Below are 13,251 nucleotides of genomic sequence, written 5' to 3' on the forward strand. Positions count from 1 at the left end.
ATATTATATTTAATAATATGCTATATAAAATAATTTTTTAACATTGTTATTAATTTATTATGTAATAAATTATATTATCTATCTATCATATAATTATTTCCCGGAAAATTTTTACAAGTTTGAAATTATATTAATCTATAAAATCATATAAAAATAAAAGTGTACCTTAATTTTTAAGGTACACTTTTATAATTATTTAGTTAAACATTCTCCAGTCATTTCTGCTGGTGCTTCAAGTCCCATTTCATTTAACATAGTTGGAGCTATATCAGCAAGTTTACCATTCTTTAAAGTTTTTCCTTTAGCATCATTTGATACCCATACAAATGGAACTGGATCTGTTGTATGAGCTGTAAATGGTGTTCCAGTTGAGAAATCTATCATAGTTTCTGCATTTCCGTGGTCAGCAGTTATGAATAATGAACCATCTTTTTCTAAGATTTTATCTGCTACTCTTCCAAGACAAGTATCTACAGTTTCAATTGCTTTTATAGCAGCTGGAATTACTCCTGTGTGTCCTACCATATCTGGGTTAGCATAGTTTAATATAACCATATCATATTTATCGCTATCTAATCTCTTAATTAATTCATCTGTAACTTCAACAGCACTCATTTCTGGTTGTAAATCATAAGTTGCAACCTTTGGTGATGCTATTAATGCTCTATCTTCATTTTCATTAGGTTGTTCTACTCCACCATTAAAGAAGAATGTAACGTGAGCATATTTTTCAGTTTCTGCAATTCTTAATTGTTTTAATCCTTTATTAGCTACAAATTCACCTAATGTGTTAGTAAGTGTTTGTGGTTTAAATGCAACTTCAACACCTTCTAAAGTTTTGTCATATTGAGTCATTGTTACAAATGTAAGATTTAAAGTTTCTCTCTTGAATCCATCAAATACTTTATCATTTATAGCTCTAGTTAATTCTCTAGCTCTATCAGGTCTAAAGTTAAAGAATACTACTGAATCTCCACTCTTAACTTTAGCAACTGGTGCTCCATCTTTTTCAATAACACATGGAACTACAAATTCATCAGTCTTATTATCATGATATGAATTTTCTATAGCTTCTACAGCACTTCCTGCTTTAGCTCCTTCTCCAAGAACTATTGCATTGTATGCAAGCTCAACTCTTTCCCATCTGTTATCTCTATCCATAGCGTAGTATCTACCACTTATTGTAGCAATTTCACCTACTCCTACTTCTTTCATCATAGCTTCAGTTTTTTCTATGAATTCTTTACCTGATGATGGTGCAACGTCTCTTCCATCCATAAATGCATGAACATAAACCTTTTGAAGTCCTTCTTTTTTAGCAAAAGCTAAAAGTCCTTTTAAGTGATCTATGTGTGAGTGAACCCCACCATCTGATAATAGTCCCATTAAGTGTAATGCAGTGTTGTTTTCTTTAGCATTTTTCATTGCTTTTAAAAGTGCTTCATTTTCGAAAACTTCTCCATCTTCCATAGCTTTTGTTATTCTTGTAAGCTCTTGGTATACTATTCTTCCTGCACCTATATTTAAGTGTCCAACTTCTGAGTTACCCATTTGTCCATCTGGTAATCCAACAGCCATTCCTGAAGCTTGAAGTTCACTTGTTGGGAATTCCTTAACTAATCTATCGAAATTTGGTTTTTTAGCTAATGAAACTGCATTTCCTTCAGATGCTTCTGCAATTCCAAAACCGTCTAATATCATTAACATTACTGGTCTTTTTGCCATAATTCTCTGCCTCCATTTATCTATAAATATGTGTTCTTATATACAGTTTTAAAGAAATCATTTATATTAATTTCTTTATATAATTATACTATAATTAATCTCTTATAACAATAAAAGCAATAAGTATGAAAGAAGTTAAATTCAGTCATTCCTATTGCTTTTTGGTAATTTCTTAAAATATTAGTACATTACTATTTTAGAGAAATCTTCAGCTACTAAGCTAGCTCCTCCAACTAATGCTCCATCAATGTCTGATTTAGCCATTTGATCTTTTATAGTTCCTGGTTTAACTGATCCACCGTATTGGATTCTTACTTTATCAGCAACTTCTTTTCCAAACATTTCAGCTACAACATTTCTTATAGCAGCTATAGTTTCATTAGCTTGGTCTGAAGTAGCAGTTTTTCCTGTTCCAATAGCCCAGATTGGTTCATAAGCTATAACAACTTTTTCAGCTTGTTCATTAGTTAATCCAGCCATATCAGCTTTAATTTGCCCAGCTAAAACTTCAACATATTTTCCTGATTCTCTTTGCTCTAAAGTTTCTCCACAGCAAAGCATTGGAATTAAGTTATGTTCGAAAGCTTTTTTAACTTTTTTATTACAAGTTTCATCAGTTTCATTGAAGTATTCTCTTCTTTCACTATGTCCAATTACTACGTATTCAACTCCCATAGCTTCTAACATTCCTGGAGCAACTTCTCCTGTAAATGCTCCACTTTCTTCAAAGTGCATATTTTGAGCACCTATTTTAATGTTTGAACCTTTAGCAGCTTTAACAGCAGCATCTAAACATACAAAAGTTGGGCAGATAACTACATCACAAGTAGCATCTTTAACTAATGGTTTTAATTCATTTATCATTTCAACAGCTTCAGCTGGTGTTTTGTGCATTTTCCAGTTTCCTGCAATTATTGCTTTTCTCATTTAGAATCACCTCATAATATTTTTACAAATTAAATTGTATTAGCCACTCTAAATTTTCCGCTTACAGAGTGGCTAAATTTATATTTTAAAACTTTTTAAATTAGCTATTTAAAGCATCTATTCCTGGTAATACTTTACCTTCTAAGAATTCTAGTGAAGCTCCTCCACCTGTTGAGATGTGAGTCATTTTATCACCAAATCCTAAAATATTTACAGCTGCAGCTGAATCTCCACCACCAATTATAGTAGTAGCATCTGAATCTGCCATAGCTTTAGCTACTGCAATAGTACCTTTGTTGAAGTTTTCGAATTCGAATACTCCCATAGGTCCATTCCAGATAACTGTTTTAGCTTCTTTAACTGCTTCAGCATATATAGCTTCTGTTTTTGGTCCAATATCTAATCCCATATTTCCTGCTGGAATATTTTGATCTTCAGTTATTGTAGCTTCAACATCTTTAAATTCTGTAGCAACTCTGTGGTCAACTGGTAATAAGAATTTAACTCCTTTTGCAGCTGCTTTTTCGATCATTTCTTTAGCATACTCAATTCTGTCTTCTTCAACTAATGAAGTTCCGATTTCATATCCTTGAGCTTTTAAGAATGTATAAGCCATTCCTCCACCAATTATTAGAGTATCAACTTTTTCTAAAAGATTGTTTATAACAGCAATCTTATCTGAAACTTTAGCTCCTCCTAAGATAGCAACAAATGGTCTAACTGGAGTTTCAACAGCTTCTCCTAAGAATTTTAATTCTTTTTGGATTAAGTATCCACATACAGCTGTGTCTATGAATTCAGTTACTCCAACTGTTGAACAGTGAGCTCTGTGAGCAGTTCCGAATGCATCATTAACGAATACTTCTGCAAGTGAAGCTAATTCTTTTGAGAATTCTTCTCCATTTTTAGTTTCTTCTTTTCTGTATCTTGTGTTTTCTAATAAAACAACATCTCCGTCTTTCATGTTAGCAACAGCAGCTTTAGCATTTTCTCCAACAACATTGTTGTCAGCAGCAAATACTACTTCTTTTCCTAACATTTCGCTTAATCTTTTAGCAACTGGAGCTAATGATAATTCTGGCTTTGGTTCTCCCTTTGGTTTACCCATGTGTGAGCAAAGGATAACTTTCGCCCCATTATCTACTAAATATTTTATAGTTGGCATAGCACCTACTAATCTATTTTCATCAGTTATAACTCCATCTTTTAATGGTACGTTAAAGTCACATCTTACTAAAACTTTTTTACCTTTTACTTGGATGTCTTCTACAGTTTTTTTGTTGAAGTTCATTCTCTTTCACCTCTTAAATATTTCAATATTTTAAAATAGTCTGGCCTTATAGCCTTATACTACAAAACCAGACTTATAATACTTTTTTATACTATCTAATTAATTTAGATTACTTTAAGTTAGCGAAGTATCCTAAAGTTCTGATTAATTGGTTAGTGTATGACATTTCGTTGTCGTACCATGAAGCAACTTTAACTAATTGTTGTCCGTCAACTTCCATGATTTTAGTTTGAGTTGCATCGAATAATGATCCGAAGCTGATTCCGATTACGTCTGATGATACTATTGGATCTTCAGTGTATCCGAATGAATCGTTAGCAGCAGCTTTCATAGCAGCGTTAACTTCTTCTACAGTTACTTTTTTGTCTAAAGTACAAACTAATTCAGTTAATGAACCAGTGATTGTTGGAACTCTTTGAGCGTTTCCATCTAATTTACCAGCTAATTCTGGAATAACTAATCCGATAGCTTTAGCAGCACCAGTTGAGTTAGGGATTATTGAAGCAGCAGCAGCTCTAGCTCTTCTGAAATCACCTTTTCTGTGTGGAGCATCTAATGTATTTTGGTCATTAGTGTAAGCGTGGATTGTAGTCATGAATCCTTTTTGTAATCCAAATGAATCATTTAATACTTTAGCCATTGGAGCTAAACAGTTAGTAGTACATGAAGCACCTGAAATAACTGTATCTTCTGCTTTTAATATTTCATTGTTTGTATTGAATACAACTGTTGGAAGGTCGTTTCCAGCTGGAGCTGAAATAACAACTTTCTTAGCACCAGCAGCTATGTGAGCTGAAGCTTTTTCTTTTGAAGCGAAGAATCCAGTACATTCTAAAACGATGTCTACGTTTAATTCTCCCCATGGTAATTCAGCTGGGTTAGCATTTGCAGTTACTTTAATTTCTTTTCCATTAACTACGAAAGCATCTTCTTTAACTTCGATTTCTCCATCGAATCTTCCTTGTGCTGAATCATATTTGAATAAGTGTGCTAACATTTTAGCATCTGTTAAGTCGTTGATTGCAACCACGTTGAATTCTGGGTTGTTGATCATTAATCTTAACGCTAATCTTCCTATTCTTCCGAAACCATTAATTGCTACATTTACCATTGTAAATACCTCCTAAAATAGCTTTAAAATAGCTTTTATAAAAAATTTTTTATAAACTTTTTTGCCGAGACATTAGAATTTTTAAAATTTTTCTTCCTGCTGCCTCATCAGTTACTAACACAGCATGTGTGTTATTTAGTTGAGTGGCTATAATAGACTCAACTTTATTTGCACCACCAGCCACCGCAATATGTGTATTGATTTGGCTCGCGTTGCTTATATTTATTCCAATAGCAGTCGTTTCTGAAACTACTTTAGAATCTTTATTGAAGTAACACCCAAATGCTTCTCCTACGGCCTCTAGTTCATTTAATCTAGAGATTTTGTCTTCAGAGATTCCACGCTTTTGTGCCATTTCCATAGCATTCCCAATACCATATATAAGTATATCTGCATTGTGTATACTTTGGACTATATCTTTGATTTCTTTTTCTTCTTTTAAAGAATTAATAATCTCTGGGCTAACGTTCTCTGGAATGTGTAACAGCTTGTAATTTCCATTTAGCTTTTTAGCTAAAGAGCCGGCTAAAGTATTAGCTTGAGTTTCAACATTTCTACCCATCCCGCCTCTTGCAGGAACTACAAGAACATTTGAATATTTATTTATTTTAGGGAATGCTTCTATAACTTCTTTAACAGAACTTCCTCCTGTTAAAGCAATTATTGAATTATCCTTAATAACTGTTTTTAAATATTTTGATGCAGCTTTACCAATATCTTTTAATATACCTTGGTTATTTTCTACATCACCTGGAACTATTATAACTTTTTTTATTGAAAGAGCTTCTTTAATCTTATCTTCTAAGTCATTTAATCCTTTAAGTTCATGGATAAATCCATTTAACTTATCAACTATTTCTTCTCCACTTTCAGTTACTGTCATACCAGGAGTATTAATTTCTATAAGACCTTGCCCCTTAAGAAAACTTATTTCTGTTCTAACTATTCTTTCACTTAAATTAAGTTCATTAGATAAAACACGTCTTCCTACTGGTTGATTAAAAAATATAGTTCTAAGAATATTGTACCTTTTTTCTAATACTTCCACTAATTCTGGAACTATTTTGTTTTGTAATTCTATTAATTCTTGCAACCTAAACACTCCTTTGGTCACATAGTGTCCCGCTCTTACTTTTTACGTCCCACAAGACTATTATAGAATAAATTGTACAAATTTTAAAGAGTAATTTTAAATTTTTTTATTTTATTTATTTTACTTCTTTCTTTTTAGTATATATTTTTTTATATAAAGATCTTTTTAGTATAGTTTAAGTTTAAAGTCTTTTTCTCTTACTTGAAGATTTTATTCCTAACTCTTCTCTATATTTTGCAACTGTTCTTCTCTTTATTTCCATATTTTCTTCTGTAAGCTTATCTGAAATATATTGATCTGAAAAAGGCTTCTTCTTATTTTCACCTTCTATTATTTCTTTTATTCTATTTTTTATTTTTACCACTCCTAAATCTTCACTATTTTTTATAGCAGTAGTAAAAAGATCTTTTATTTTTACAGTTCCTCTATCTGTTAATATATATTTATCTTTTATTGCTCTACTAACAGTAGATTCATGAATATTTAAAACCTCAGATATTTCTTTTAAAGTCATTGGCTTTAGATAGTTATATCCCTTTTTAAAATATTCTTCCTGTCTTTTAATTATCTCTTCTAGTACATTATATAACGTACTTCTTCTTTGCTCTATACTTTTTATTAAAAACATAGCTTTATTAAGCTTGTCTTTTACATATTCAGTAGCATTCTTATCCCCTTCTTCATTAATTACTTTTTTATATCCACTATTTATAGATAATCTTGGGAGAATGCTGTCATTCATTATTATTATTAATTGGTCATCTATTTCTCTTACAGCCGCATCTGGTATTATAAATTTAACTTCTTCTCCAGTATAGAAGCCACTAGAAGGCTTAGGTTCTAATTTTTTTATAACATCACCATACCTTTGGGCTTCTCTTGGAGAAATATTTAAGCTTTTTCCGATTAAAGCATATTTATTATTTGCTATATCTTCTAAGTGATTGTTAACGATTGTAATCATTTTTTCATCATCTAATGCTAGCTTATCAAGCTGAATAAGAAGGCATTCTTTAATATCTCTTGCTCCTATTCCATATGGTTCTAAATCCTGAACTATAAGTAGAGCTTTTTCCCCTAGCTCTTTTGATATTTTTAATTCTTTACATATTATTTCTAAATCACATTCCAAATATCCTCTATGATCTAAATTATCAATTATATAATTGCAAATAACTCTTGTATATTTATCTATGTTAAGTTCTATTAACTGCTCATAAAGATATTCTTTAAGTGATTTTTTTTCTGATATAAAATTAAAAGGTGAAACCTCATCTTCATATATCCCTTTGCTTTGTGCGCCATAATTATCAAATTCAAAATACTTTATCATTTCTTTATAATTATATTTATCCATGAATTTATCTTCAGATATTGAAGATTTTTCTTGGTTATTATCACTCATATCTAATATTGGATTTTCAGCAAATTCCTTATCAATATATTCTCTTAAATCTGTTACCGACATCTGTAACATTTTTATAGATAATTGCATCTCTTGAGTCATATGTAATTTTTGTTCTTGAGTCAATTTCATAGAATATTCCATCTTCAATGTAATCACCTACTCTCTTAACTATTACTTTATATTCCTATAATGTAATAATTATAGCATAAATACTATTATGTAAACAATTATATTGAGACTATCATTATATTCCCTTCTATTGTTCTTTAGCTTTTGATTTAGGTTGTTCTTCTGATTGTCCTTTGGTTTCTTCTTTAAACTCTAACACCTCAAAAACTCTTTGTGGTACTTCAATTTCTTTATTTTTTAATTTTTTCATATAATCATTTAGTGTTCTAAATGTATTTTCAGAAACATTATTTTTTGTTTCTTTAGGATAATTAAATGCTCCTTCACTTATACCTAATTCTTTTAAATTTTTAATACCACTTTTAAACTTACCATCTTTAATTTCAGAACATATGTCAAAAATATTTTTATCCATATTTTTTATCATTGAAGATATTATTACATCTTTATATTCTGGATAATATTCAGCACAATCTACATCTACTCCTATTGCTTTATTTCCTGATTCTTTTGCAGCTTTAAATACACCTTTTCCAGCTGCTCCACAAGCCTCAAAAATTATATCGCATCCACTTGAATATAACTCTTTTGCTTTTTCATATGCTTTTTTCTCATCCTTAAAATCTTCTGTATAACGTACATAAGAATAATCAACAATAGTTTCATATGCTTGCATATTATTTATCTTAACTCCAGCTGCATATCCACTTAAAAATCTAACTCCATTTGTATCATTTAATCCACCTATAAAACCTACTTTATTTGACTTTGTCTGTCCACCAGCTATTATCCCCATTAATAGTGCTCCTTCTTCTGATTTATATAAGACAGATTTTACATTTCCTTCAGCTACAACTGAATCTACAACTGCAAAATTTCTTGATTTTAATTGCCTTGCTGAAACTTTAACAGATTCTTTTAACCAATTTCCTAAGACAATTACTAAATTATTATCTAAAGCTGTTTGATTCATTATTTTATTTATAACTTCTGGTTTTTCATCTAAATTTAATAATACTATTTCTGTCTTCATTCCAAGCTCTTTTCCAGCCTTTGTAATGCCTTTTTTCCCTATTTCTAAAAAAGGCTCATTTTTATTATTTTCACATATTAAAGCAACCTTTAAATCACTATTAAAAAAATTTCTATTTCCAACACTTTTATTAGTACATCCACCTAAGAACATAAGAACATAAAAACACATGACAATTAATAACAGAACTACAATCTCTTTATTTCCTTTTATTCTTTCCATAAAATCTTCACCTTCTAAAAATACTTTTAAAATATTTTTTCCTCTTTAGAAGGTTTTAATTCATGAGTTGTATAATTTATAAATAAAAATATTTTTATTATAATTTTTTCTCTTTATTTCTTATCCTTTAAATTAATATTATATAGTTTAAATATAAAATCTAAATTAAATAATATTAATAAAAAAGCCTAGATTAATTTAATCTAGGCATAAATATAAAAATAAATTATTGCTTTTTATTGATTTTCACTTATAAAGAAAACTCCAATTGCTTGACGTCCTGAGTGTATTGAAACTGAACATCCAACTGGTCCTTCTATATATTCAATGTTATTTTTTTCTAAGTATTCTATAATTCCATCTTTTATTTCTCTATTATCTCCAACACCAACTATTACAACTGGCATATCTTTTACTGGTTTTAATTCCTCCATATCAGAGATAATCTTTTTAACTGCTTTTTTGTTTCCTCTAACTTTCCCTTTAAGAGACATAACCCCATCTCTTACTTCTAAGATAAGTCTTATTCCTAAAAGTCCTGTAACTACACTTACAGCTTTAGGAAGTCTTCCTCCTCTTACAAGATTATCAAGAGATTCAAAACTTATAGAACTATCTATTGAACCTTTAACTTTTTCTAACTCTTCAACTATTTCTTCAATATTCATTCCAGAATCTCTTAATTTAGCTGCTTTTAAAACTAAAAGCCCAAGTCCAGCTGTTATAGTTTGTGAATCTACTATGTAAACATCATCTGTTTCTAACATTTGTTTTGCTAAACAAGCAGATTCATATGTTCCACTCATTCCTGATGACATAATTATTGATAAAACTTTATAACCTTCATCAATATATTTTTTATAAATTTCTTCAAATCTACTTGGAATTATTTGAGCTGTAGTAGGAAAAACTTCTGTTTTTTCCATTTTATCAAATAATTCATTTGGAGTTATTTCGATTCCATCTAAATAACTTTCTTCACCAAAATTTATAAGAACTGGCATAACTTCTATGTCTAATTCTCTTAAAAGTTCTTTCGGTAAATCAACTGTACTATCTGTTATTATTTTTATTTTTTCCATTCCCTTATTTCCTCTCATTCTATTTCATATTCGGAAAACCTATTTGCCTTAAAGCTTCATAAGCTATTATTGCAACAGTGTTTGATAAATTTAAGCTTCTAGTGCTAGTTTTTATCATTGGAACTCTTATACCTTCATGTGCATTATGAACATCTTCAGGCACTCCACAAGTTTCCCTTCCAAACATTACGAAATCTCCTTCTTTAAACTCAACTTCATCATAATGTTCTCCTCCATGAGTAGTAGCTAAGTATATCTTTTTATCCCCATATTTTTTCATAAAGTCTTCATAGCTCTCATGAATTTCAAGATCTAATTCACTCCAGTAATCCAACCCAGCTCTTTTAACTTGCTTATCATCAATTTTAAAACCTAATGGTTTTATTAAGTGTAGTTTTGATCCTGTTAATACACAAGTCCTTGCAATATTTCCAGTGTTTTGAGGTATCTCTGGTTGATACATAACTATATTTAAATTCAAAAAACTCACCTTCTATTTCAAGCTTTGTAATTATCATAAGATGAGAAGTCTAAAGCACCCATCTTAATTTTATTTAAATTCTATACAACACATAATACTACATGTATTATTTTAAGTCAAAACTTTTTATTTTTAACTAAAAATTCATTAAATATCCTCTTCTCTTAGAATAAATTTTTCAACAGCCTTTCTTACTCCATCATTCTTATTCGTATCAGTAACGTAATCAGCTATTTTTTTAAGCTTTGGAATTGCATTTCCCATAGCTATTCCAAGTCCAGCATACTCTATCATAGAAACATCATTTTCATTATCACCAATACAAATAACTTCTTCTCTCTTTATTCCATAATAATCAGCTAATATTTTTACTGCATTTCCTTTAGATACTTCTTTCATATTTATTTCCATACTTTTATTTCCTGAAGTAAAGTAAGTAATTTCATCTATTTTGCCTATTTCTTTTCTAAACTCTTCCATTCTTTTAGCTGAAGGTGAGAATACAATAATTTTCGTTACTTTATCACTATATTTTTCCAATGCTTTTAACCATTTTTCTTTTCCTTTTATTGTTCTTAAATTCACTTTAAAATCTTCATGGTTTCTTCCTGGTAAAACTATTCTAGCAACAGTTGTACTCACATAACTGTTAGAAATTATACTACTAACAGTATGAAAATGTAATACTATCCTATATTTATTTGCTAATTCTAAAATCTTTTTAGTTATTTTTTCATTAAAACTACTTCTATATATTATCTCATTACTTCTTTTTTCTCTTATAATAGCTCCATTTGCCCCTATAACTGGAGAATCTACTCCTACTAACTCAGAAAAATACGCTGCATTATTATAAAGTCTTCCTGTTGTTATTACTATTTGTACTCCTTTTTCTCTTGCTTTTCTTAAAGCTATTTTACTTTCTTCTGATATTTTTCTTCCCTTCCCTAAAAGAGTACCATCCATATCAATACACATCATTTTATACTTCATATTTTCATCTCCATCTATAAAAAAGAGACATTCAAACAAATTAAATTTGATATGCCCCTTAATTATATAAATTTTACCACATTACGTTGTAGTTTCAACTGGTGGAGCCTCAGATCCTTCTTGCTGTTGTTGCTGCTCTTCTTTATTTGCAGGAACTTCTTCCTTCGGCTTATCTACTTTTATTTCTGGCTTTTTAGTTCCAACTTTAACAACTGAATCAGTTGTTGCATAAGTATCAGTTGACACTAGTTCTCTTTTTATTAGTTTACCATTTTCGTAAGTTAATTGATAGCCCTTTGACACATAGCCTGCTTGACCTTTAGATTGAACTACTCTTTTTCCTTCTTCAAGATTAGAATCTTTCTCTATTTTCTCTTTTGGAGCAATAGTTCTTATTATTTCATTTTCCATATCATAAGTTTTCCCATTAAGAGCTGATTTATCTCCATAAACATAAAATCTTATTACTTTTCCATCAGATGTTCCCTTAATATAAATTGGAAAATCATATGGATTCTTAAATTTATAATCTAAATATCCCCAAGCTACTGTTGCATCAAGACTTGGTTTTGCATAACTAACAGTTAATGAATGATTATGTCTTTCTGTAGGTCTAATATTAGCTCTCATCATTGCTCTATAAAGTGCTGATGATACTTGACATATTCCTCCACCAATATCCATTTCAACTTTGTTATTTATATAAACTGGCGCTTGTTTATATTTACTTTTATCAGTAGAAGTTGCCTTATCATAACTAAATTCTTCTCCTGGCATTAATACTGTTCCATCTACAAAACCAACAGCTGCTTGAACATTTGCTGATCTTTCTGGTGTAGATGTTGCAAAAGAAGACTCAAAGCTTCCCATTACATCTTTTATTTTTGACAGTTCTTCTTTAGTTACTTTTGGTTTTGACTCTACGTAATTTAAGTTTATTATTGTTGGATTTTCTAAATCACCATTTAAATTTTCTTTTAATGAATTGTTTAACTCTTCAACTTCTAATTTTTTCCCTAATGTTTCTTCTGTAATATTCTTGCTTGAACCAACTATATTTATAGTTGCATTTTTAGGTTCTATATTAAGGTTTTTTTGAGCATTTTCTTTTAGTTTTCCCAACTTTTTATCATTATATAAAAATTCTATTTCTAACTCTTTATTTTCTTTTCCTTTTATAATTTTATTTTGCTTAAATATACTTTTGTCTTTTCCATATTTAACAGCATCATCTACGGCTTTATCTACATTATATTTTCCCTCAATATCTTTATATTTACCTTTATATTCTTTATCATCTACTTTAATTACTATATCCTTATTGGAAATTTTATCATTAAGATTATCATTTAGAATATTTTTAGCTTCTTCAGCTGATTTTCCTGATAAATCTATACCTTTAACTGTTACTCCTGGATATATTTTATAATTCCAATCATTTAAATTATTTTTTATATTGGCAACATAGACTCCACCAGCTATTGCCACAGTTAATACACTTACTGTTGCAATACTTACACTTTTTTTATTTTTTTTCATAAAAGTAAGAAATCCCCTATCTTCACCACTTTTATTTCCCACACTTTTTTCCCCCTATTTTTTTGTATAAATTAAAATTTATTAGATAATTACATACTAATTATACATTATTTATTAACAAATTATAAGTATAATTTATAACTCTTTAAAAAATACTTTTAACCATGTTCCAAATAATAGAAGCTATCTTAAGAATAACTTTTATTTTAAATATAGT

General features: G+C 29.5%; 11 protein-coding genes. All 11 read right to left on the minus strand.

The window, feature by feature from the left end; translation table 11 throughout:
* Window positions 1-192: 192 nt before the first annotated feature.
* Complete coding sequence (gene gpmI / locus CLTHE_RS05420) at window positions 193-1,725, minus strand: 2,3-bisphosphoglycerate-independent phosphoglycerate mutase (protein WP_080022351.1); 1,533 nt, start codon at window positions 1,723-1,725, stop codon at window positions 193-195.
* Window positions 1,726-1,905: 180 nt separating this feature from the next.
* Entirely contained in the window at window positions 1,906-2,652 is a 747-nt protein-coding gene (tpiA, locus tag CLTHE_RS05425) for a triose-phosphate isomerase (RefSeq protein WP_002598313.1), read from the minus strand.
* 100 nt (window positions 2,653-2,752) lie between these two features.
* Window positions 2,753-3,943, minus strand: coding sequence for a phosphoglycerate kinase (locus CLTHE_RS05430; RefSeq protein ID WP_002598314.1), 1,191 nt, complete (start codon window positions 3,941-3,943; stop codon window positions 2,753-2,755).
* Between the two features lie 109 nt (window positions 3,944-4,052).
* Window positions 4,053-5,054, minus strand: coding sequence for a type I glyceraldehyde-3-phosphate dehydrogenase (gene gap / locus CLTHE_RS05435; RefSeq protein ID WP_002598315.1), 1,002 nt, complete (start codon window positions 5,052-5,054; stop codon window positions 4,053-4,055).
* Between the two features lie 49 nt (window positions 5,055-5,103).
* Window positions 5,104-6,147: a sugar-binding transcriptional regulator gene (locus CLTHE_RS05440; protein WP_002598316.1), complete on the minus strand. Its 1,044-nt coding sequence runs from the start codon at window positions 6,145-6,147 to the stop codon at window positions 5,104-5,106.
* Between the two features lie 181 nt (window positions 6,148-6,328).
* Window positions 6,329-7,702, minus strand: coding sequence for an RNA polymerase factor sigma-54 (gene rpoN, locus CLTHE_RS05445; protein ID WP_080022352.1), 1,374 nt, complete (start codon window positions 7,700-7,702; stop codon window positions 6,329-6,331).
* 109 nt (window positions 7,703-7,811) lie between these two features.
* Window positions 7,812-8,939 (minus strand): BMP family ABC transporter substrate-binding protein, encoded by a 1,128-nt coding sequence (locus CLTHE_RS05450; protein WP_080022353.1) that lies wholly within the window; start codon window positions 8,937-8,939, stop codon window positions 7,812-7,814.
* Between the two features lie 236 nt (window positions 8,940-9,175).
* Window positions 9,176-10,021 (minus strand): DegV family protein, encoded by an 846-nt coding sequence (locus CLTHE_RS05455; RefSeq protein ID WP_080022354.1) that lies wholly within the window; start codon window positions 10,019-10,021, stop codon window positions 9,176-9,178.
* Window positions 10,022-10,040: 19 nt separating this feature from the next.
* Window positions 10,041-10,502: a tRNA (cytidine(34)-2'-O)-methyltransferase gene (locus tag CLTHE_RS05460; RefSeq protein WP_002598320.1), complete on the minus strand. Its 462-nt coding sequence runs from the start codon at window positions 10,500-10,502 to the stop codon at window positions 10,041-10,043.
* 147 nt (window positions 10,503-10,649) lie between these two features.
* Window positions 10,650-11,495 carry a Cof-type HAD-IIB family hydrolase gene (locus tag CLTHE_RS05465; protein WP_080022355.1) on the minus strand — a complete coding sequence of 282 codons (846 nt, stop codon included), beginning with the start codon at window positions 11,493-11,495 and terminating at the stop codon, window positions 10,650-10,652.
* An 81-nt stretch (window positions 11,496-11,576) separates the two neighbouring features.
* Window positions 11,577-13,076 carry a VanW family protein gene (locus CLTHE_RS05470; protein WP_080022356.1) on the minus strand — a complete coding sequence of 500 codons (1,500 nt, stop codon included), beginning with the start codon at window positions 13,074-13,076 and terminating at the stop codon, window positions 11,577-11,579.
* Window positions 13,077-13,251: the final 175 nt, after the last annotated feature.

Source organism: Clostridium thermobutyricum DSM 4928, assembly GCF_002050515.1.
Classification (GTDB): Bacteria; Bacillota; Clostridia; order Clostridiales; family Clostridiaceae; genus Clostridium; species Clostridium thermobutyricum.